This is a genomic window from Kitasatospora sp. NBC_00039, assembly GCF_045160625.1.
Taxonomy (GTDB): domain Bacteria; phylum Actinomycetota; class Actinomycetes; order Streptomycetales; family Streptomycetaceae; genus Kitasatospora.
The window spans coordinates 8,104,455-8,125,742 of the sequence record NZ_CP108289.1 but is presented as its reverse complement, the minus strand read 5'-3'; the positions used below and the strand labels follow the sequence as shown (position 1 = coordinate 8,125,742).

The following is a 21,288-nucleotide window of genomic DNA, read 5'->3' as shown; positions in this document are numbered from 1 at the left end:
GCGGCACGCGGCGGTGCCTGGCCGGCGGTCTCGGCGTCGATCCGATGGCGGCACCCAGGCCGCACCCCGAAAGTTCAGCCTAACGTGCCGAGGCGGCCTGTCCCCCCGGCCGATCACCCGCCTTTACGACGTACGACGCGCCGTCGTAGTTCCAGCTCAGGCACCGGCCGGCGGGGTTCCCGCGGGTTCGGCGCCTTGCGGGCGCTCCGCGCGTTCCGCGAACCGGAGGGCGACGACCTCACGTTCAGCCCGCGGCCGGGGTGCCGGGCGGGCCGAGCCGTTCGAGGGCGAGGTACAGCAGTCGCTCGGCGGCCCCGGCGCTGCGCTGCACCTCGTCGTCCGTTGTGAAGGCGTCCGTGGGCTCCGGGATGAGCTCGAGGGTGAGGATCAGGTTGTCGACTCGTGCGACGACTGTCACCGCGGGGTTGCGCTCCGCCACCGTCGTGATGGCCTCGTTGCCCAGTCCGACGACGCGGCGGGTCATTCGGGAGGTCTGGTAGTCCTGGTCCGTAGCGGCCGAGAAGTGCCACTCCGCGGCCTGCACGGCGCTTTTGCCACCACGGGGCCCATAGCCTTCCACCTGGAGAAACGCACTCTGCCAGCGGAGTTCTCGGTCTCGGTCCTGCAGCCACATGCACGGGCGGCCTGCCGGCGTCACGGAGTCGCCCTGGTGGAGACTGGCGCTCAGCACGTTCTGGAATTCGACGGGGCTCAGAAGCTCGCAAGCCGGCGGCACGGAGAGTCGCGGCCCCGGCGCGCCTGGCAGCGCCGCCGTGACAGTGCACATCGCGACTCCGCCGAGAAGGGTCGTGCCGGTCAGCAGCGCCGCGGCGGCTTTCCTGGCGAGCAGCCGAATGCGCCCTGCCGCGGCGGAAGGCACGCGGTGGAACGGCACGTGTGCGGCCTGGGCGGCGAGCCGCTGCTGAAGCGTGAGGTGGCGGAACCGGTAGACCATGCCGGCCTGGCGCAGGATGCCACGCCGGTGCGCGTCGTCCAGAAGCCCCGGCACATCCCAGGGGAGACGGCCTGTGAGCCACGGCCAGACCCTGGAGGCCACGGCGGCGCTCCACGCCGACAGTGACGCCCCGAGAACCACGAGAGCGAGAGCTGAAGCGCCGACGGCGACGGCCCAGTCACCAGCACCGACCACGTCGCGTCCGCCAGAATCCCGCCACGTCAGCAGCATCGCCACGGGCAACGCGCAAACCCCGGCCGCCAGCAGCACCGGCGTGTTGAAGCGGGCGATGTTTGCCAGGCCCAGCGAGACCATGGTCACCCGGCGGTCAGACCGGAAAGCCTCGCGAGGGCTGCTCGCCGCCGCCTCCGGCAACCTGGGAAACAGGTTCGCGAGGGTGAGTCCGGCGACGGGCAGGGAGCACGGAACGACCAGCGCCGGAACCCCCATCGCCGCGCCGGCCAGCATCAGCAGGCCGCCGATCGGCAGAATGACGGTCAACAGAAGTCGAACGAAAGACTTCGGGCGGCTGAAGAAGCGGGGTGTGCACGGCAGTTCGGGAAACGAGACGACGAGGCCGAGGGCACCGGCCAGCCCGAGTACCGCGCACACGAGCCAGACCGGCAGAGCTGTCCCTTCGACAAGATCCACCTGAGCCGATCCGAACAGGTACCGGACGGCGCCGACCACCACGGCCGAGGCGATCAGCGCGCCGACTGCCCGGCCGACGACGCGCGACACCCACCCCAGCCGCCACCAGGCCAGGTCCTGTTCGCCCCGGGACTCCAGTCGGGCAGCGAGGTAGGAGAGGTGCCGCAGTGCCTCCTCCGGGCGGTCGGCGTAGAGCGCGGGCAGGAGCTGGTCCAGCAGGTGGTGCCCTATCGCGGTCACCGGGACCGGTGCGCCGGGCTGTCGCAGCGTCAGGCACTCCAGGGCCAGGCGCAGAGCGAGGACGGACTTGCCGCTCCCAGCCGGGCCGAGCATGAGCAGGCGCCCGGAGGGCACACGGGAGTAGAGCGCGGCCACGTCGCGGGAGACTCCCGCGAGGTCGAGCGGCTCGTCGGACTCACCTGCCCGGATGCTGGCCCAGTGATCGGAGAAGGCCTCCGCGGTGAGCCAACGCACCGCGAGGGGCTGCGGGTGGCTGAGTCGGCGGACGGCCTCCTCCCGCTCGCACTCGCGGCGCACCTCATGGGCCAGGTTCTCGGCGGCTGCTTCCATCTGCTCGGCGAGGCGCTGTCTGAGCTCCGGACTCGTGCTCAACCGGGCCCGGCGCAGCCGCTGCCACTCTCTGCGCAGCGGAAGGGACGCCGCCGCCGACGCGCCCATCCCCACGACCAGCCAGGTGACCCCGCCCCGACTTCCCAGCACCTGGCCGACCGGCACGAAGGAGAGAACCAGTACGGCCAGCGGTACGGCCACAAGCAGGGCGGCGACGAGCGGGACGCTCTTCCCGGCCCTGATGTTGATGGTGCGGATGACAATGTCCCGATCCGCCTGGAAGACCTTCGCCCGGCCGTGCGCGGTCGCCTCCATCCGGGTCACCTGCGACGGGGGGACCTCATCCCCTGGCGCGGTCATTCACCCGTGATGTGCTGGTCCCGGCCCGCCATGAAGACTCGTGCGTGGTCGTGGGCTTCCGCCCGCATGACGACCTGGGCGGGCCCCTCCCGTCGCTCCTCGGGCAGCATCGGCAACAGGTGATCGTCGAGGAGGCGGCGCAGCTCGTCAGCGAATCCCGGCACGGTGCGCAGGAGCTGTTGGAGCTGCAGGCGCCACGGCGCGGCCAGTGCCTGCTCGGTATCGGCGTCCTCGGCCACCCGCGCGGCCAGCACCTGGCGGCGAAGAACGTCCAGGTCGCTCCCCACGTCGTCGGCATGTTCCGGCCGGACTCTGCGCCACAGTGCCACGGTCGCCGAACGCGCCTGCTGCCACGCGTCGGTGGCCATGGCGCCCACCAACGCGGATCCGGCTGCCAGTGCCAGCGGATCCATCCGTCCTCCCCTGTTGACCGACCACGGTGCCGGCGGCCCCCCTCACCCGTGCCGAGGCTCCGTGCCCGGAGCACCATCGTAGGACGCGTACCCGAACGCTCGCCCGGAAATGCCCGAAGCCGTGGGCGACTTCGGCCGATGACCTCCTCCTTCCGGTCAGCGGCAACGCCCCCCTCGGAGCGGAGCGTCCTCGACGGGACATCGCACCTCAGGCGGACGGTCGGGCTTCACCGCGGCGTCCCTCGGCCGGCACGTCCGGGACGAGAACTCTGTCGGGCTTGCCGAGCGGGCCCGCCCAGAAGGACAGGGTGCTCACCACGACGGCGAGCGCGATGCCCGCGTAGACGTCCGCGACCCGGTCGGTCCGCTGGATCAGCCAGGCGCCGCCCAGCGCGCCGATCGGCTGTCCGGCGCCGGCTATGACCATGGCGACGGACTGGACTCGTCCCAGGTACTCCTCGGGCACGATGCTCTGGCGGAGTGTGAGGGTGCGGATGGCGAACAGGACGGGTAGCCCGGCGGCCGCCGCCCACAGGATGCAGGACGGCCAGAACGAGGAACTGCGGGACATGGCGAAGATGAGGCAGCCCCACGCGGTGGGCATGCCCAGGATGACGCTGCGGAAGGAGAGGCGCCGGGTGATCCGGCCCGCGGCGAAGGTCACGGCACCGATGCCGACGCCGTCCGCAGCGAACAGCAGACTGACCTGGGTGCCGTCGGCGGCGAGGTGTACATGGGCGAAGTAGACGATCTGCGACCAGATGGTCCCGCTCAGGATGTTGAAGAAGACCGACAGCATCGCGACGCTCCGAAGCGCAGGATGCCCCATGACAAGGCGTACACCAGCCCTGATGTCGGCCCGGACCGTCGCCCCGGTACGGCGGCGGCGTCCGTTGAAGGGAGTTCGGATCATCCTCAGTGCGAGCGTCGAGACGAAGAAGGAAGCCGAGTCGAAACCGAAGACCCAGGAGACCGGCATGCCGCCGCCGACGAGAGCGCCGGCGATGACCGGGCCGAACACGGAGGCGACCGCGTAGCACCCCTGGAGCCTGCCGTTCACCGCCGCAAGGTTGCTCTTCCCGGTGAGCGCCGGGACCGCGGTGCCGTCGACCGCTCGGGACACCAGGCCGAGCGACGTGTTCGCGAACGCGATGCCGTACAGCCAGACGGCGTTCAGGCCGTCGACGAGCCACAGGCCGGGGATCATGCCGATGACCACGCCTCGTGTCGCGTTCGACCAGGCGAGCGCGCGCAGCCGGTCCACCCGGTCGACCCACGCGCCCACCACCAGCCCGAACAACACGAAGGGGAGGAACGTCGACAGCGTCGTCAGGGCCAGGTTCCAGGCCGAGCCCGTGAGCTCGAACACCAGCAGTGGGAGGCCGAAGGCCGTGAACGACGAGCCGAGGCTGGAGACCACCTGACCGGTGAGGTACAGCCGAAGGTCCCGCCGACCGGTCGCGGCCGTGCGCCTGGGGTCGGCCTCTGGCGCGGTCGGAGGCCGACGGTCAGCGGGGCGCGGCCGCACGGGCGACGACGACGTCGGCGAGCTGCGCGGGCGTGCTCGCGGCGAAGACCTCGCGGATCGTCACCTTCGCCTGGAACGCCTTCTGGAGCTTCGCGACGAGGACGCCGGCCAGCACCGAGTTCCCGCCGGACTCGAAGAAGTCCGAGTCCGGGCTGATCTCACCGTCGGCGTCGAGGATGTCGGCGAAGATACCGATGATGTCCGCCACCACCGGCCCGTGTTCCGTCGTGGTCGCCATGAAGCCTCCGGTTGTTCCTGGGGCTGCTTCGGGAGCAGCGCTGATTCGGCGTGCCTTGCGAGGTGGATGCTAGGAACACGGCCTTTCCCCTCGCTTTCGCCCGTCGTCCGGCGAAAAGGTGTCGAAAGCGCCTCCGAAGATCCTGGGAGGGTACCCGCGGGTCCAGCTCGCCGAAGCCTGGCGAGCCCCGCAGACCGCTCATGGAGGGGCACGGCGTTGAATCACGAGGAGGTTCCGATCTCTGCGCACGGGGACGCGTCGGACTCTGAGGCACGGTCTTCCGACCACGGCGCGGCCGGTCTGATCGATCTCGGCCGTACCCGGTGGCGGATCCAGCCCGACTTCGTCCTGCGCGGCGCCGGGTTCCCGGTGGCCGATGCCCTGGCGTTGGGCGATCGGGAGCTGGCGGCAGCGGCGGACCGTGAGCCGGACCAGGGGGACCAGGAGAAGTTCGCCCCGGTCTTCGCCGCCGCGGCGGACCGCTCGGTCGCGACGATGCGTGAGCTCCTGGCCGGTCCGCTCTACGCCGAGGCGCTGACCTGGCAGAACCTTCAGGCGGCGAAGACGCTCAGGAAGCTCGTCACCGACGGGGACATGTCCGAAGGGAAGCGTCGGCGGCGGATGACAGCGCTGACGAGCTACATCCAGCGCTACACCACGAAGAACGACACCGTCGGGTTCTTCGGCCCGGTGGCCTGGGCGCGGATCGCACCGGGCGGCCCCACGTTCACGGTGGACGCCGGGCCCGCGCTGGTCCGCTCCCGGGCCGTGTTCTTCGAATGGTGGGTCATCGACACCCTGGCCGGGCTGTGGTCCCAGGACCCGGAGATCGTCCCCGGCCTGCGGCCGGTCGTCGCGGAACACTGGTCGGTCCGGGAGACCGGAGTGCGCGGCCCGCGCGGCCGGACCCCCGACCTGTCGGCCGAGGACCTGGACCTGCTGCTCCGCTGCGACGGGTCACGAACCGTCGCCCAGCTCGCGGAGACCTCGCCGGAGGGCGACGCACTCCGACGGCTCGGCGCCCTGGCGGAGCGCGGGATGGTCGTCATGAGCCTGGCCGGACCGTTCGAGGCGCATCCGGAGCACCGGCTGCGGGACCGGATTCTGGATCTGGCGGACGGACCGGCGCGGACCAGGATGTTGTCGGACCTGGACGAGCTGATCGCCGGCCGGGATCGGATCGCGGCCGGGGCCGGCGACGTGGACGCGCTGGAGCGCGCCATGGACGACTTGAACGGCGCGTTCGAACGGATCACGGGCGAGAGCGCGGTGCGGCGCAGCGGTGAAACCTACGCCGGGAGGACGCTGGTCTACGAGGACACCACCCGGGACTTCGACCTCGTCCTCGGAGCCGGCGTGCTCGATCGGATCGCCGAGCCGCTTGGCTTGGTCCTGGACAGCGCGGCCTGGCTGGTCGACCGCGTCGGGGCGCAGTACGAGGACTGGCTCTGCGTCCTCCACGAACGCCTTCGGGTGAAGTCGGGGGACGGCGAAGTCACGCTCGACCACCTGGTGGGCGCGGCCACCAGGGGCCTGGAGTTCGGACACCGCAGCATGCCGCAGCTGGTGGCCGACCTGTCGGAGGAGCTGCGGGCGAAGTGGACCGGGATCCTGGCCGCCGAGCCCGGTGCCAGACGGCACCGGGTCCGGGCCCGCGACATCGCCGACCGGGTCCGCGCCGAGTTCCCCAGCGGGCCGGCGCGATGGTCTTCCGCCCAGAATCACTCGCCGGACCTCCTCATCGCCGCCGCGGACGCCGAGGCGATCGCGCGCGGGGACTTCTTCGTGGTCCTCGGTGAGGTGCATCCGGCGATGAACACGCTGGAATCCCGCCCCCTGGTGAACACGCACCCCGACCCCGCCCGGCAGATGGCGTGTGCGGCGGCGCTCCACGCCGGCCGCCGGGTCGTGCCGGTGCCGTCGCGCTACTCGGCCAGCGTCACCTCGCGGACGTATCCGCCGGCGCTCCTGAGCGAGGACTACGCGTACTGGTCCATGCACGCGCGGACGACGGGCGTGCCCGGCCGGATCGTGCCCGCCGCCGACCTCGTGGTCAGGAGGGTCGGTGACCGGCTGACGGTGGCGGAGCGGAACGGCGAGCTGCGGGGGGACCTCCTGGAGTTCGTCGGCGAGTACCTCTCGGGCGTCATCGTCAGCGCGTTCGGTCTCACCGCGGCCGGCTCCCACAGCCCCCGGATCACCGTGGACGAGTTGGTGGTCGCCCGGGAGTCCTGGTCCTTCAGGTGCGCCGGCCTCACCTGGCCGGCCGTCACCGACGACGCGGCCCAGTTCCTGGCCGCCTGGCGCTGGCAGCGCGAGAACGGGCTCCCCCAGCAGGTGTTCTTCCTGGTCACGGGCGAGATCAAGCCCATGTTCCTCGACTTCGCCAGCCCGGCCTCGGTGCGCCTGGCCGCGAAGATGGTCCGCGGGTCGCTCGCCGCCGACCGGGACGGCTCGCTGCGGGTGAGCGAGATGCTCCCGACGCCCGACCAGTGCTGGCTCCCCGATGCGCAGGGGCGCCGCTACACGTCGGAACTCCGCTTGGTCTGCTCCGCCATGAATCCCTGATGGACGGTCCGGTCCGTGTGCCCGTGGAGGTAGGCCCGAACCAGGTTGGGGACCCGGTAGTGGACCCGGCCGGGCGACCCGCCGGGGACCTCGTGCAGCAGATGCCCGTCCACCAGGCGCTCCACGATGCGCTGGGCCGTGGACCGGTGACCCTCGAGGGCCCCGGCCAGGCTCTCCGCGTCGGCCGGGCCCGCGCGTCCGGCTGTGAGGAGCACCGTCCTGAGCATCTCCGCGGGGAGTGCCCGGAACTCCGCCTCGATCCCGGAGAACGCGTCCCGGTCACCGAGACGCAGCGTGCTCCACGCCGCCCTCGGATCCTTCATGCTGAGGAGCATCTCGGCCAGCTGCCGGCGCGGTCGGGCCGCGAGCTGTTCGGCGAGCATGCGGACCGCGAGCGCCTGGCCGTCGGCGAGGCGCACCAGGCGGCGCGCGGCCCCCGGCTCGGCGGCCACCCGGCCCCGCCCGATCACCGCGGTCAGCAGGCCGAGCGCGTCGTCATCGGACAGCGCGCCGACTTCGGCCCAATGCGGTCCGGGAAGCCCCGGCAGCCGCGTCCGGGCCGTGATCACCACGCCGCATCGGCTGCCGCCCGGCACCAGGTGGCGGATCTGCGCCTCGGACGCGGCGTCGTCGAGGACGACGAGGACGTCGCGGGCGGCCAGCAGGCTGCGATACAGGTCGGCGCGCTCGTCGACGTCGCGAGGGACGGCGTCGGACGGGACCCCGAACGCCCGGATGAAGCGGCGCAGCGCGTCCGCCTGCGGCACGGGGTCCGGAGTGCTGCCCCGCAGATCGATGTAGAGCTGCCCGTCCCGGAAGCGCCGTTCCGCCAACCGGTGCGCCACGTGCACCGCGAGCGCACTCTTGCCGTTGCCCGCGGCGCCGTGCAGGGCGACGACCGGGGCCCGCTGGGCGAAGAACGCCTCGACCTTCTCGACGAGGCCGCGACGTCCCGTGAAGTCGTCGAGGTCACGGGGCGTCTGGCGAGGGGGGACCGCCGGCGATCGGCTCACGATCCCCGACCGGACGGGCGAGGCGTCCGCACGCGCGGGAGCTGCGAGGTCCGCTTCCAGCGCCCGCAGTTCGGCGCCCGGCGGCAGCCCGAGCTGGTCACCGAGCAGCCGGCAGCCGGCCCGGCACACCTCCAGTGCCTCGGCCCGCCGACCGGTACGGGACAGGGCCTCGGCGTAGCGGACGCGCAGCCGTTCCTGGAACGGATACCGCTCCACCTGCTCGGCGAGCCCGGCGAGGAGCTGCTCCGGTCTCCCCAGGCCCAGCTCCAGGTCGCTGTACGACTCCCAGGCCGCAAGGAGCTCCTCCTCGAGGCGGCTGATGGTCCCGGTGAACGCGATGTTCTCCAGATCGGCGCCGAACGAGCCGCGCCACAGTGCGACGGCCTGCCGCATCAGCGCAACAGCCGCGGTCGGGTCACCCCGGTCGGCCGCGGCCGCGGCCCGGCCGGTCCGGTCCCGGAACAGCTCGAGGTCGACCTGTTCGGCTGACACGTCGAGGAGGTAGCCGGGGGGCGTGGTGTGCAGCAGGCCGACGCCCCCGAGCCGGCTCAGTGACTTGCGGATCGCGGAGATGCAGATCTGGACCTGGTTGCGGGCCGTCGGCGGCGCCGGGCCGGCCCAGGCCGCCTCGGCCAGCGTGTCGAGGCCGACCGTCCTGCCGCGGTTCAGCAACAGAACCGTGAGGATCGCCCGCTGCCGGCGGGAGCGGACGGGCCACTGCCGCTCGCCGTGGGTGACCTGCACCGGCCCGAGGACCTCGAAGCGCAGACCGGTACTCGCCGTCATGTCTCGAGCGCCTCCTGACGCGGTTCGGTGCGCGACTCCGTGAGCACTTCCGTGAGCGCGTGCGTGAACCGGCGCCCGAGTCCCGCGGGGAGGCTCCGGCCCCACTGCACCTCGATGTCCAGGTGGTCGGGGCGCTGGAAGAACCGGACTCCGAGGTCGTTCTTCGCCGACGGATACCGGGGGTAGACCTTGGTGGACATGGCCAGGCCGCCCGACTCCCGCTCCATCACCTCGGGCAGTCGCACATAACTGGCCATGACGCTGTTCAGCCGGGTGGCCCGGGCATCCCGGCCGGGTGCGGTCCGGCCCGCCAGATCGGTGAAGGGGAAGGTGCGGCGGCGTAGATCGGCCCGCCACAGACCGGCGTTCCGTTTCGCCAGCTCTCCGACGGGCGCGTCGCGCGAGTCCGCGCGCAGCGGGACCTCGTTGACGAAGTAGCCGAGCACGTCGCTCCAGTCGCCCTCGCGGGGCCGGACCGAAGTCGCCGCGCACACGTAGGCGGGATCCCCCGAGGCCACCGGCATCGCACGATGGACCGCGGCCATGAGGTACGCGAAGAGGCCCGTTCCGATCTCGTCGGCGCAGTGCCGGAGCCGAGCGGTCTGCGCCGCCGTCAGCGGGACCAGGCGTCGGCCGTCGTCGGCCGCTGATTCGCCGTCGCCGGACTCCCACGGGGCGGGGCGGACGCCGAGCGGCACCCGCTGATGCCAGTGCTCGGCGTCCTCGTCGCGGGCGGCCCGTTCCGCGGACACCACCCGACGGACGAGGTCGAGATGCCGGGCCTCGTCCTGTCCGACGAGCGAGCCGGCGACCGCGTCGCCCATGCGGCGGACGAGCGCGAGATAGCCGACACCGTCGTAGACCAGGTGGTGGGTGATCGCGATCAGGGCGGTGCGGTCGCCGCCCAGCCGGACCGCGATCACCCGTGCCAACGCGCCCTCGTCGGACTCGAACGGCTCACCGGCCCGGCTCACCGCGTAGTCCGCGAGCGCCTCCGGGCTCAGGCCGGGCAGTTCGACCGTCTCCACCTCCGGGACCTCGCGGCTGATCCACTGGACCACCCCTCCGGTGTCCGGGTCTATACCGAAGCGTGCTCGCAGCCCGGGGGTCAGCCGGATCAGCCGCCGACCCGCCGCCGCCAGGTCGGCATCCGTGACGGGCCCTCGGATGTGCATGACCGTGGGCGCGTTGTACGCACTGGCAGACGGCGCACGCTGCTCGGCGAAGAACATGGAGGTCTGTCCCGCAGTCGCCGGTAGGCGGACCGCGGTTCGGCCGGGATTCATGGTCACTGGGGATGTGCTCCTTGCCGACGAATCGTTCCTGGATAGGGCCGGCCTTCCAGATGTTCCGCCATCGACGCGAGGATTCCGGCGATCCGCTGCGGGCCCCATTCGGCGACCGCCGCGTTGACCGGCACCGCCGCCGTGACGAAGTTCAGAATGATCGTGTCGCGTAGCAGCAGGTGCGCCTCGAGAAGGTCGTCGAAGCCCTTCGGCAGCGGTCGGACCCGGGAGTAGCCGGCCAGGTACGCGTCGGCGAACGCCGCGTAGGCCTCCGGTTCGCCTCCCGCGGCCCGGTAGACGGAGGACAGCACCGTGGCGATGTCGAGGAGGAAGCGGCCGGTGCCGCAGTCGTCGAAGTCGATGACGCCCACACTGCCGTCGGGCAGGGCGATCATGTTCCCCCGGTGCAGGTCGGCGTGGATCCGGCCGCTGTCGCCCGGTTCGCCGGACTCGAGCAGCGGTGTGATCGACGCGGCGATGTCCCGCAACGTGGCCACGCCCTGGTCGCCGAGCTGTCGCCGGGCCGCCTCGGAGGTCAGGGCGTGACCGTCGAGGAGGATGGTCCGGGCGTCCCACACCGGGCGGTCGAAGTCCTGGAGGGACACCTCCAGGGCGTTTTCGTGCAGGTGGGCGGTGACCGAGCCCATGCTCTCGGCCGTCCCCGGTCGCTGGTACGGGGGGTCGGCAGTTCCGGGCACCCAGTGGAACACCGCGAGGGAGGAGGCTTCGCCGTGTCCGGGGACCGCCACGGGCACCACGAAGCTTCCGTCGCCGGCTTTGACCGGCTCGGGGACGGCGACGGTGCCGGAGGCCGCCAGCGACTCCAGCCACCTCATCTCGCTCTGCTGCTGGTGGGCGGAGCGGCCGTCGCGAACGGACAGCCGGGCCATGAACGCCGCGTCGGATCCCCGCTCCGTGACCCGCCACACGGCGTTGTCCTCGTACTGTTGGGCTTCCATGGCCAACAACGCGCCGTCGAAGCCGTAGTGCTCGGACAAGGCGTCCCGCGCCAGGCTCTCGAGGCGGTCGAGCTGTGCATCGTGGCTCAGGTCGGAGAATCCGAGAGACGCCATGTGCTTCCTTTCCACAAAACCGTTCGGAGAGTCGGTCCGATCGACCCGGCTCCGAGTCATCCGTGAGATGTCACCGGGCTGCCCGACCGGCCGCGGGACGTGTGGGACGGACGCCGCCGGCTTCGGCGACGATGTCCAGGAAACCTTGCCGGTAGCGCTCCCACTCCTCGGTCAGAATCGTGCCATCGACATGGCGTCGGGCATCCGGCTCGGCCGACGCCTGCAGCACCGTCAGGAGCTCTGCCGCGAAAGCGTCCACGTCGTCGACCGCTGTGAAGACGGCCGGCGACGTCCCTGCGCCGTCCCGATGGCCCGGGATGTCCGTCAGAACGAGGGGGAGGCCGTGCTGACGCGCTTCCAGGACCGATATCGGCACCCCCTCGTAGCGGCTCATCGAGACGAACCCGACGGCGCCGGCCAGGACGCTGTCCACCAGGTCCCGCCGCCACACGGCGCCGAGCCAGACCACCCGGTCGGCGACGCCGAGCTGGTTCGCGAGCAGATAGAGCGGGATGTTCTGGTCGCCCTCGCCGATGACGACCAGACGGATCACCTCGTCCGTCCGGGCCGCCGCCTGGGCGAACGCGCGCAGCAGCGCGTCGTGCCCCTTGTGGGGGTACAGGCTCTGGATCGCGACGAAGTAGCGGTCCCGGGACCACTCCCAGGACGGCGGCTCGGCCGGGGCGGAACGTGGCTCCACGGCGTTGGTCAGGGTTCGGACCTTCCCGGCGGCCACCCCGACGTCGTCGAGGAGGAACCGGGTCGAGCGGCCGCCGACCGCGACGATGTAGTCCTCGCCGCGGGAGAGCGCGCGGTCGAGCAGGTTCCTCCGGCGGGTGCGGTTGTGGGAGTAGTCGGAATGGCAGAACCTGACCACCGTACGGGCGTTGCGGAGCGCGGGGCGGATCGACGGATACAGGCGGCCGTCCCCGAGCTGCATCAGGACCGTGGTGTCGCGGACCAGCCGCTCGAGGAACGCGAGACGGCGCAGTCGGGCGCGCGGGGCGACGACCAGTCGTGCCTCGGAAAGGAGTTCGGCGACCAGGACGTTGCCGCGGCCGGGCTCGAGGACGCACACCGTGACGCGGTACCCGGCCTCGATGAGGATGCGGACGTGGGAGAGCAGGACGCGTTCGAGCCCGCCGACCGTGAAGTGGCGCAGGAGGAGGACGACGGTGGGGGCCTGCTGTGCAGCGGGCGGGTCGGCGATCGGATCTGCTGATGTGTCAGGGGTCATGGAAGTCTCCGGGAAGGGGTTGCTGCGTCTGCCGCACGCCTCAGCGGTCGAGCAGCCATTCGTGGGCCGGGTCGGTGCGGAGGGCGAAGTGGTTGTCCGCGCTCCCGTGGGCCGCCCACAGGTAGTAGATGTCGTGTCCGCCCGCGACGGCGACGGTGTGGTAGCCCTTGGGCACGGCGGCCAGCATGCCGTCGGTGACGATCTCGGTGTGCGCGTCCCGCACCGATCCGTCGTAGGTGAGGAAGATCCCGAACCCGGTGTCAGGCCGCACCCGGAACAGGAACGCCTCCTGGAGCGCGGTCTCGTGCGGCGGGTCGCTGAGCTGGTGGCGATGGGGTGGATAGGTGGACCATCGGCCGTCGTGGGCGAGTGTCTCTCCGAGGAGCACGCCGCACGTCTGCGGGGGTTGCAGCAAGGTCGTGACATGCCGCTCCCACGACCCCCTGCCGCGGACCTCCGGCTCCGGAACGGTGATCGGCGTGATGCGCGCCGGCTCGCGTGTGGCGGGAGCCGGCGAGGAGATCACCCCCACGTCGGCGGCCGACCGGCCTCCCGCGACGGTGAGCGCGGCACCCGGCGGGACGAGCCATCCGGCCGCGGGCGCGGTGAACGGGTCGATCCGGTCGACCACGTGGCGCTCGCCGTCCACGGTGGCGGTGAGCTCCCCGGAGATCAGGATCAACGCCACTTCCCGGTCCACGGCGGCACAGACCCTGAGGTCCTCGCCGGTCCGGAGCCGGTGGTGGGTGAGCCGCAAACCGTTGGGAGTGTGCACACTGGTCGTCGTCATTCCGCTGCTCCGTGGGAAACCGGGTGGGGGATGCTCATGCGTTGTCCTCGCTCGCTCGCCTCGAACATCGAGACGCCCGTGGCCACGGCGAGAGCGGCGTCCACGGCGGTGGCGAAATCCCGCCGCCCGCCGTCGACGACGGTGTCCACGAGGGCCGACAGCATGCGGGCGTCGGCGCCGGCGTGGGTTCCGTACTCCCGGTCGATCCGGTGGACGACGCGGCCGCCCGGGTCGGAATCGAACCGCACACGGTGAGGGCCGTCGGAGGTGTCGTAGTCGATGACACAGCTGCCACTCGTACCGCGCAGCGTGCAGCGGTACCCCTCGCGCGGCGCGTCGGCGGTCAGCGAATACCGTGCCGTCGCACCGGACTCGTACCGGATGTCGGCGCGGATGCCGTCATGGATGTCCGCGTCGGTGGGGATGCTGTCCAGTCCCGGAAGGTAGCGATCGCGTTTCAGGACGGCCTGGACGCTCACCGGGCGCGAACCGAGCCACCAGGCGAGCAGGTCCAGGTGGTGGCAGGACTTGGTGACCTCCAGGCCGCCGGAGGCGGCGCGGGTCCGGTGCCACCGGGTGTAGTAACTCCGCGCGTGCGAAGGCTTGAGTGTGTAGTGCAACTCGGCGTCGACCACGGCTCCGATCCGTCCCTGCGCGAGCCACTCGCAGACCGCCGCGTGGACGTTCGTGAACCGCAGGTTGTGCCCGACGAGCAGTTTCGCGGACGCTCGGTCGGCCTCCGCGACGAGGTCGAACGCGTCGCGCACCGTGGTGGCCAGCGGCTTCTCCACGAACGTCGTGCAGCCGGCGGTGAGGGACCGGCCCACGTGGTCCCGGTGTGTGGCGTCCGGCGAGGCGACGACCACCAGATCCGGCCGGGTGTCGGCGAGGATCCGGTCGACGTCGGACGAGTGGGCGACCGCGGCGCCCGGGAGATCGGCCGCGATGCTGCGGGCGGCGTCCGGGTCCGAGTCGACGACGGCCACCGGGGTCGCGCGGATCGACGTGAACGGCGCGGCGCCGGCGAGCCACGGTGCGTACAGTTTCCGAGCCCGGGTGCCGGCTCCGATCAGGACCACCCGTATCGGTCTGGCCATCAGAGACCGTCCGGGGTGACGGCCGGTACCGGACGGCCCGCCAGGATCACGTCCCGGATCTCCAGACCGGGAGTGAGGATCACCGCGTCGCCGTCGGATCCGGGCAACAGCGCTCCCTTACGGGGATACAGTCCGACGGTGCGGGCCGGTGTCGCGGTCGCCATCGTCAGGACGTCCGCCACCGGAGCCCCGGTCAGGGCCCGCATCCGAGCCAGCGTCATGCCGAGCGGCAGCACGCTTCCGCACAGGCTGCCGCCGTCCTCCGTGGCCGCGTACCCGTCGTGGACGCGTCCGGTGGCGGCCCCGACCCGGAAGGTCCGGCCGACGGCGAGTCCGGTTCCGGCCGTCGCGTCGGACACCAGGCACAGCCGGTCGGGCCCGAAGCAGCGCAACGCGATGGTCAGCAGCGTCCCCGGCAGGTGACGGCCGTCGGCGATGACCTCCGCGGACAGGCCTTCGGACGCCAGCGAGGCCTCCAGCAGCCCGGGGATCCGGGCCAGGCCGGGACGCGTCAGAGTGGACTGGCCGCTCCACAGATGCGCCAGATGGGTCGCGCCGAGGCTGCGGGCCCGCTCCAGCACCTCGGGAGAGGCGCTGCTGTGGCCGACCGAGACCCGGACCCCGTTCCCGGACAGGTGGGAGATGAGCTCGTCGGCTCCGGCGAGCTCCGGTGCGAGAGTGACCATCCGCAGCACGGCCGGCAGCGGGGTGAGCTCGCGCAGCAGCTCGGCCGGCGATCGCAGCCCACTGCTGTCGTGGGCTCCGCGCTGGGCCGCGTCGATGCAGGGCCCCTCCAGATGGACGCCCGCCAGCGTCGGTGCACCCTGATCTGTCAGCAGCGCCGCAGCGGTCCCCAGGGCGGCGGCGGTGACGGTCGGCGCGGCGCTCGCCAGCGTGGCCACCGCGGTCGTCGTGCCGGCGCTCAGGTGCGCTCCCAGGATCGCCCGCCACGCGGCCGCGTCGGGTTCGGTGAAGTCGTGGCCGAGGGCGCCGTGGACATGCACGTCCACCAGCCCCGGACCGACCACGCAGCCGCTCGCGTCGATGCGTAAGCGGTCGTCGTCGTGCGGACAGCGGTCGCGGACCACGCCTCGGCAGATCACGACGTCGCCGACGCCTGGCCGCCCGCTCCGGGCGCCGATCACCGTCCCCGAACGGATGACGGCGCACCCGCCTGCGCTCATCGCTCCGCCGCCGGCCGTGCCCCGGACGGGGTACAGGCGCACCGGGTGCCGACGGGGCCGCCCGGCAGATGCCGGTCATAGGATCCGCCGTCCCAGAGATAGCGGGTGCCGTCGGGGGCCAAGGGGTCCGCGAGCGCCCGCGGCACCAGGTCGTCCAGGGCGCCGGCCAGGACGTCGGCGCGGTCGGCCTTGCGCAGCAGCCCCAGGCCCTGGAGGCGCTCGGAGTGGATGTGCTGCTCCGACTCCCGCAACTGGCGGGGGATGGCCAGGGTATTGGCCCCGGTCGCCAGGACCTCGCCCAGCATGTTCGCCCCGGCGGCCCCGATGAACAGGTCGCAGGCCCGCAGCCAGGGCAGGAGGTCCGGTTCGTAGTCGCGGATCTCCACGCCCGGGTCCTCCGCCCAGAGTTGCCCGAGCGCCAGCCGGTCGCCCGGCTCGAGGTAGGGCCCGGGCACCAGCAGGGCCCGGTCGAACTGCCCGCGTCGGCGCTGGAGAGCCGCGGAGAGCGCCCGCCACAGACCGCCGGCACCCTGGCCGCCGCCCATGGCGGCGACGACGAGACGCGCGTCGGGGTCGATGCCCAGCGCTTCGCGGGACTGAGCGGCGCTGAACGGATACGGCTCGGCGAGATAGCCGGTGTAGTGGAGGCGGTCCGCCACCTCCTTCGGGACGTCGTAGTACTCCGCGAGGTCGAAGACCTCTCGGTGGGTGTGCACGTTGAACTGGCAGTAGTGGTCCAGGATCCACGGGCTCTGGTCAGGCGAGAAGTACTCGCGCGTCGTCTTCGCCCGGTCGAACAGCACGCCGCGCAGGGTCAGCACCGCGTGTTCGGCGTACCCGGCCTCCAGGGCCGGGACGAGCTCGTCTTCGGCGCCCCGGGGAATGTGGTCGCTCAGCAGCACCTCGGGCCGGTAGTGATCGAGGAAGACCGTGATCAGATCCCTGCGGACCCGATGCAGGACGTCCTCGGGAACGGCGAGCCGCGGCCGCAGGTTCCAGCCGGTCGGGTCGTCGAAGTTGGCGAACGACGGGATCTTGACGACGTCGACCTCGGCGGGGAGCAGGTCCAGGCCCCGGTACGCCCCGGTGACGCCGGCGATCGAGTACGGCTCGGGCGAGCGGAGCAGGTAGTGGGCGACCTTGGCCGTGCTGGACGTGTGGCCGAGGCTGCGGCCGTTGTGCCAGTACAGGGCGACCCTGCGGCGTTCGTCGGGCATGGTCCGACTTTCTCCTCGTGGTGGGCGTGGGTGGGGGCTCCGCCTGTGTGACGTCAGAACCTGCTCGCGAGGCCTTCGGCGAGCGCGGCGTCCGACAGCAGGTCGGCGTGGGGGACTTCCGTCGCCACGGCCGTGAGCGCGGGAACGGCGTGCCGCCATGCGGCGACGTCGGCCCCCTCGGCGGCGACGATGGTGACGGGCAGCGTGGAAGGGTTGATCGGAAACCCTTGGAGCGCGCGCACGTGGGCTGTGAAGACGCCGAGCCTTCGCTGGTAGTGCCCGATGAGGTCGACATCGACGCCCAGCGCCCGGAGCGCGTCGTCGAGAGCCCGGGCGGCACCGGACGACTCGATCCGATCGGCCGCAAGCGCGGGCCCGGCCGGGATCCGGTCGCCCTGACGGACGCGGTCCCGGTGCACCTGGTCGATGATCTCGGCGATGGCGTTCGCCTCGACCTCCGCCATCCGCCCCAGGTCCGGCACCTCGCCCGGGTCGAGCAGCAGCGCCCCGTGGACCTCGAGCCCCTCGGCGGCGGCCCGCCGCGCGACCTCGTAGGCGATGAAGCCGCCTGACGAGTAGCCGACGAGGAAGACCTCCCGCTGCCCCGCGGCCCGGAGTTCGTCCAGCGCGAAGGCCACCAGGTCTTCGAGGTCGGCCAGCGGTGTCTCGCCGGGTTCGAGCCCCGGCGGACGCAGGGCCAGCGCGCGCCGCCCGAACGGCCTGAGGAACCGCTGCGCGCTGAAGTCCTGGCCCCAGGCGCTGGGCACGTAGACGAGACAGGGTCCGGGCGCGTCGGGCCACATGACGAGGGAGGACATCGCACTCGAACCCCCGTCGCGCACCATGTCCGCGAACTGCTCGAAGAGCGGTGCCTCGAACAAGGAGATCAGCGACAGCTGGGACCGCAGGCGGGCGTTGACCTCGGTGGCGCAGACCACCGCGTTGATCGACGATCCGCCCAGCGCGAAGAAGTCGTCGTCCAGGTTCGGACGATCGCAGCCCAGGACTTCCTGCCAGATCCACGCCAGTTGGTGGTGCAGCGGGGTCTGGGGGTGCCGCCTCCCGGCTGCCGGGCTCGTCACGACGCCGCTCCTCGGCGCAACGACCAGCTCTGTGCGTCCGCGAGCTGGGCCAGCGGCGCGGGATCGAGGGCCGGGGAGTGCAGCCACCCGGTCGATCGCCTCGCGTAGTGCTCGGCGATCTCGGCGCCGACGTCCGGCGCGTCGCGCCCGGTCCGGACGGGGATCCAGCCGGCTTCGGCCGGTTCCGGCCGCCGCCAGGCGTCGACCAGCGTGCGGTAGAGCGCCCCTATCGACAGCACCGTGTCGGAGTGGGCGACCGACCGAGGCAGCGTTCCCCGCGTCTCGACGTGCTGACAGAGGCTGGACGCGAGGGCGCGCAGGGTCGCCGGGCGGACGGCCGGCGGATTCGCCGGGAGCTCCCGAGGATCGGCGGGATCGGTCGGTCCCAGTACTTCCGGCAGCGGGTCACCGGCCACGAGGCCGCGGCCTGCCCGCTCGCGGCACAGGACGTACGTCAGTTGCGCGGGTGAAGCCCACGTGGACGTCACCGTCACCGTCCCCGCCTCGCGGGCTTCACCGACAGCCGCCGCCAGCCGGCCGTCGTCGAACCCGGGGCGGGCGCCGGCGAGGGACTGGACGACCTCGGAGAACGGGACGACATCGGCGAAGCCGCTCAACTCGGTCAGAAGCAGGTCGAGGTTGGAGAGCATCAGAGAGGTCGACTCCCGGGACCTGCCCACGGGTCGGCGCAGCGTCGGCGAGTCCGGATTGCGGCCGTCCGCGAAGTTCACCGCGTCCCAGAACTCCGCGTTCACGAACATCGTCGGATGCCCGAGGTACAGGTGGACGACGCCGCCGGCGGCGGCGCGTTCGGCCACCAGCAGCCGGATCCGGGCCAGGAGGGCCGCGAACCGTGCGGCGTCGGCGAGGTCGTCCTCGACCGGGCCGATCATCGAACGCCGGGCGAAGCAGAGCGCGCCGGCGTACCAGTGCGGCTGGTCGTCCGACGGGATGCGGCTGAACGAGTGCACGTGCGACGAGATGCCCAACTCCGCGACCGTGGCCGGGATCTGCGGCCCCCAGGATGTGCCGGGCGTCGCGAACGCCCACAGCCGCCGGCCGGTGAGATCGCGCAGGAAGTCCGCCCCGGACGCCTCGCGGGCGATCACCTCCGCCCTGCCCTCGTCCCACGTGCGGGTCTCGAGGTATTCGGAGATCGTGGGGTGTCTCGAATGACGGTCGGAGTGGAAGCCGATGTCGTGTCCGCGAAGGGCGTTCACGACATCGGTCCGGCCCCGTTCCGCCAGCGCCCGCGCCTTGTCCCCGGTGAGGAAGAAGCCCGCTGACATCCCGTGGCGCCCGATCAGGTCGGCCAGCCACACGATTGCGTCGTCGCTCTCGGCCGTCACGACGTCCTCGACGTCGAAGGAGAGGACGATCCGGGGCCGGTCTGCGGTCGGCGTCATCGGGGATCGGCCTTCTGGAAGTCGTTCATCCACAACGTGCCGGCCGCGTCCCGGAGGACTTCGAAGGCGCACGCCGGTTCGATCTCCAGCGCGCACAGCCCCGAGTAGTCCCGTTCCTCCAGCATCTCCCGCACCCGCCGGAGCGGCATCGCAGCGAACGGGGTCACCGGACCACCCTTGAGGTGGATCTGCCGGACCAGTCCCAGCAGATCGGACAGCGCGGCGACGGGATCGACTCCGGCATACAGGCAGTTGCCGATGTCGAAGTAGAGCCCGACGTTGTCGTGAGCGCTCTGCTCCACCAGGCGGGCGACCTCGTAGGGGTCGGCGCCGCCGACGAACTCGACGGCGAGGGAGGTCCCCGACGCGTCCGCGATCGGTGCGAGCTCGTCCAGTGCCTCCGAGTAGACCCGGAACCGGTCGTACTCGTCCTCGACGACACGTGCGGGGATCAGGATCGGGCCGTACCCCGCGGCGGCACACGTTTCGATCAGACCCCCGAGACCGGCGACCGTCTCGTGCCGTTCGGGTGCGGGCAGCTTCGGCAGGGCGGCGAATTCGGCGAGGACGACCGATCGGACGGCCACGCCGTGCCGGGCGGCGGTGTCGGCCACGGCGCTGAGCGTCGCCGCCCCGGTCTCGATCTTCGCCGACGCCTCGGCGAAGCTGAAACCGAGCCGCTTGATCTCTCCGAAGACCTTGTCCAGGCCCCGGGAGGCGTCGACGGAATCCAGGTTCAAGCCGACGTGGGTCACGACTCATCGCCTCCCCGCCGTGCCTCGGCCGACAGGAGATCGCCGACCCGGACCGGAGTGCCGGTGCGGGCGGACTCCCGGTGGGCCGCGGTCGCGGCCAGCGTCCTCAGGGCGTCGGCGTACGGGGAGCGGATGAGTCCGGGGTCCTTCTCCTCGACGGCACGCAGGAATGCCACGTCCTGCTTCGCCATGGAGTCGTCGTCGAACACCGACTCCGTCACGTCGCCGCCGGCGATGACCTGGACGGTCCGGGCCTCTCCCTCGAACCCGAGCACCGAGATGGTGACGCCGTCCGCGAACAGGTGCAGGCCCTTGGCCCGTTGCGGCTTGCCGTGGCCGGAGATCAGGTTGTTCGTCAGGCTGCCGATCGCGCCGTCGGCGAAGCCGAAGCAGGCGGCCTCGGCCGCGAGGATCTCCGTGTCGGGGCTGTCGGCGCTGCGCCGGCGGCCGACGGCGTAGACCGTGTCGATCTCGCCCATCAGGTATCGGAGCATGTCCACCTGATGGGTGGCCATCTCCAGGACCTGGCCGCCGGACTTGGCGATGTCGGCGTACCAGGGGGCCTTGGGCCACGAGGTGTAGCGGTGCGCGACCGCCATGGCGATCCGGCGACCGTCCAGCACCTGCTCGATGTGGTCGATGACGGCCGAGTACCGGGTCTGGTACCCCGCCGCGGCGATGAGGCCGGCCGCATCGAGGAGACCATTGATCCGGATCGCCTGAGCCAGGTCCACGGACACCGGCTTCTCGACGAACATCGGCACCCTCGCCTCGATCGCCGCCAGCTCGGCGGCTCCGTGGGCGTGGGGCGGCAGACAGATGAAGACCGCTGAGAGGTCCTGCTCGTCGAACATCTCCTGCACGGTGCGGTAGACGACCGGCGCGTGCCCGAACTCGGATGCCAGAGCGGCTGCGGCGGCCGCGGCCCCGCTGTCGATGTCGCAGAGCGCTGCCACCTCGACGTTCGAGAGCGGTGCCACTCGCTTCAGGTGCTCCTTGGCTATGAAGCCGGTACCGACAAACCCGATGCGTAACGTCATCGAACTACCTCCGAGGGAACCCCGGCCTTCAAGCCGGGA

17 protein-coding genes are annotated in these 21,288 nt (G+C 71.8%); 1 reads left to right on the top strand and 16 read right to left on the bottom strand.

The features are described 5' to 3' along the window. Positions 1–244: 244 nt before the first annotated feature. From OG286_RS35970 to OG286_RS35955, 4 genes are all read right to left on the bottom strand, one after another. Entirely contained in the window at positions 245–2,491 is a 2,247-nt protein-coding gene (locus OG286_RS35970) for a hypothetical protein (RefSeq protein WP_405358735.1), read from the bottom strand. A gap of 41 nt (positions 2,492–2,532) precedes the next feature. After that, on the bottom strand, positions 2,533–2,949 hold the full coding sequence (locus tag OG286_RS35965) for a hypothetical protein (protein ID WP_396325209.1): 417 nt from the start codon (positions 2,947–2,949) through the stop codon (positions 2,533–2,535). 208 nt (positions 2,950–3,157) lie between these two features. Further along, entirely contained in the window at positions 3,158–4,369 is a 1,212-nt protein-coding gene (locus OG286_RS35960; protein ID WP_396325208.1) for an MFS transporter, read from the bottom strand. 88 nt (positions 4,370–4,457) lie between these two features. Then, positions 4,458–4,715, bottom strand: coding sequence for an acyl carrier protein (locus OG286_RS35955; protein ID WP_396325207.1), 258 nt, complete (start codon positions 4,713–4,715; stop codon positions 4,458–4,460). A gap of 216 nt (positions 4,716–4,931) precedes the next feature. Here OG286_RS35955 and OG286_RS35950 point away from each other — a divergent pair, with 216 nt between their 5' ends. Next, complete coding sequence (locus OG286_RS35950; protein WP_405358736.1) at positions 4,932–7,283, top strand: lantibiotic dehydratase; 2,352 nt, start codon at positions 4,932–4,934, stop codon at positions 7,281–7,283. Here OG286_RS35950 and OG286_RS35945 read toward each other — a convergent pair. From OG286_RS35945 to OG286_RS35890, 12 genes are all read right to left on the bottom strand, one after another. Then, positions 7,238–9,082 (bottom strand): BTAD domain-containing putative transcriptional regulator, encoded by a 1,845-nt coding sequence (locus tag OG286_RS35945; RefSeq protein WP_396325204.1) that lies wholly within the window; start codon positions 9,080–9,082, stop codon positions 7,238–7,240. The genes OG286_RS35950 and OG286_RS35945 overlap by 46 nt on opposite strands. Then, positions 9,079–10,368: a condensation domain-containing protein gene (locus OG286_RS35940; protein WP_396325238.1), complete on the bottom strand. Its 1,290-nt coding sequence runs from the start codon at positions 10,366–10,368 to the stop codon at positions 9,079–9,081. Before OG286_RS35940 ends, OG286_RS35945 begins: the two co-directional genes overlap by 4 nt. Before the next feature lie 2 nt (positions 10,369–10,370). Continuing rightward, the gene (locus tag OG286_RS35935; RefSeq protein ID WP_396325202.1) at positions 10,371–11,441 is read right to left on the bottom strand and encodes a phosphotransferase enzyme family protein; all 1,071 of its coding nucleotides are present in this window, start codon (positions 11,439–11,441) and stop codon (positions 10,371–10,373) included. 70 nt (positions 11,442–11,511) lie between these two features. After that, positions 11,512–12,678 carry a glycosyltransferase gene (locus OG286_RS35930; RefSeq protein ID WP_405358737.1) on the bottom strand — a complete coding sequence of 389 codons (1,167 nt, stop codon included), beginning with the start codon at positions 12,676–12,678 and terminating at the stop codon, positions 11,512–11,514. A gap of 40 nt (positions 12,679–12,718) precedes the next feature. Further along, positions 12,719–13,468: a 5-deoxy-glucuronate isomerase gene (locus OG286_RS35925; RefSeq protein WP_396325200.1), complete on the bottom strand. Its 750-nt coding sequence runs from the start codon at positions 13,466–13,468 to the stop codon at positions 12,719–12,721. Beyond that, the gene (locus tag OG286_RS35920; protein ID WP_396325199.1) at positions 13,465–14,565 is read right to left on the bottom strand and encodes a Gfo/Idh/MocA family protein; all 1,101 of its coding nucleotides are present in this window, start codon (positions 14,563–14,565) and stop codon (positions 13,465–13,467) included. Before OG286_RS35920 ends, OG286_RS35925 begins: the two co-directional genes overlap by 4 nt. Beyond that, the gene (locus OG286_RS35915; RefSeq protein WP_405358738.1) at positions 14,565–15,749 is read right to left on the bottom strand and encodes an N-acetylglucosamine-6-phosphate deacetylase; all 1,185 of its coding nucleotides are present in this window, start codon (positions 15,747–15,749) and stop codon (positions 14,565–14,567) included. Before OG286_RS35915 ends, OG286_RS35920 begins: the two co-directional genes overlap by 1 nt. Continuing rightward, positions 15,746–16,966, bottom strand: a complete 1,221-nt coding sequence (locus OG286_RS35910) for a glycosyltransferase family protein (protein WP_396325196.1) — start codon at positions 16,964–16,966, stop codon at positions 15,746–15,748. Before OG286_RS35910 ends, OG286_RS35915 begins: the two co-directional genes overlap by 4 nt. 53 nt (positions 16,967–17,019) lie before the next feature. Further along, positions 17,020–18,048, bottom strand: coding sequence for an alpha/beta fold hydrolase (locus tag OG286_RS35905; RefSeq protein ID WP_405358739.1), 1,029 nt, complete (start codon positions 18,046–18,048; stop codon positions 17,020–17,022). After that, a complete protein-coding gene (locus OG286_RS35900; RefSeq protein ID WP_405358740.1) occupies positions 18,045–19,454 on the bottom strand; it encodes a polysaccharide deacetylase family protein in 1,410 nt (469 codons plus the stop codon). The genes OG286_RS35905 and OG286_RS35900 overlap by 4 nt, the downstream gene beginning before the upstream one ends. Beyond that, complete coding sequence (locus tag OG286_RS35895; protein ID WP_405358741.1) at positions 19,451–20,209, bottom strand: sugar phosphate isomerase/epimerase family protein; 759 nt, start codon at positions 20,207–20,209, stop codon at positions 19,451–19,453. Before OG286_RS35895 ends, OG286_RS35900 begins: the two co-directional genes overlap by 4 nt. Then, positions 20,206–21,249, bottom strand: a complete 1,044-nt coding sequence (locus OG286_RS35890; RefSeq protein WP_396325192.1) for a Gfo/Idh/MocA family protein — start codon at positions 21,247–21,249, stop codon at positions 20,206–20,208. The genes OG286_RS35895 and OG286_RS35890 overlap by 4 nt, the downstream gene beginning before the upstream one ends. Between the last annotated feature and the right edge of the window lie 39 nt (positions 21,250–21,288).

Bases quoted from the DNA above. Each gene is read 5' to 3' on its own strand.
- OG286_RS35940 (WP_396325238.1), bottom strand. From the start codon at position 10,368: ATGAATCCCGGCCGAACCGCGGTCCGCCTACCGGCGACTGCGGGACAG.
- OG286_RS35910 (WP_396325196.1), bottom strand. From the start codon at position 16,966: ATGCCCGACGAACGCCGCAGGGTCGCCCTGTACTGGCACAACGGCCGC.
- OG286_RS35965 (WP_396325209.1), bottom strand. From the start codon at position 2,949: ATGGATCCGCTGGCACTGGCAGCCGGATCCGCGTTGGTGGGCGCCATG.
- OG286_RS35955 (WP_396325207.1), bottom strand. From the start codon at position 4,715: ATGGCGACCACGACGGAACACGGGCCGGTGGTGGCGGACATCATCGGT.
- OG286_RS35925 (WP_396325200.1), bottom strand. From the start codon at position 13,468: ATGACGACGACCAGTGTGCACACTCCCAACGGTTTGCGGCTCACCCAC.
- OG286_RS35915 (WP_405358738.1), bottom strand. From the start codon at position 15,749: ATGAGCGCAGGCGGGTGCGCCGTCATCCGTTCGGGGACGGTGATCGGC.
- OG286_RS35970 (WP_405358735.1), bottom strand. From the start codon at position 2,491: ATGGAGGCGACCGCGCACGGCCGGGCGAAGGTCTTCCAGGCGGATCGG.
- OG286_RS35900 (WP_405358740.1), bottom strand. From the start codon at position 19,454: ATGACGCCGACCGCAGACCGGCCCCGGATCGTCCTCTCCTTCGACGTC.
- OG286_RS35935 (WP_396325202.1), bottom strand. From the start codon at position 11,441: ATGGCGTCTCTCGGATTCTCCGACCTGAGCCACGATGCACAGCTCGAC.
- OG286_RS35930 (WP_405358737.1), bottom strand. From the start codon at position 12,678: ATGACCCCTGACACATCAGCAGATCCGATCGCCGACCCGCCCGCTGCA.
- OG286_RS35890 (WP_396325192.1), bottom strand. From the start codon at position 21,249: ATGACGTTACGCATCGGGTTTGTCGGTACCGGCTTCATAGCCAAGGAG.
- OG286_RS35945 (WP_396325204.1), bottom strand. From the start codon at position 9,082: ATGACGGCGAGTACCGGTCTGCGCTTCGAGGTCCTCGGGCCGGTGCAG.
- OG286_RS35920 (WP_396325199.1), bottom strand. From the start codon at position 14,565: ATGGCCAGACCGATACGGGTGGTCCTGATCGGAGCCGGCACCCGGGCT.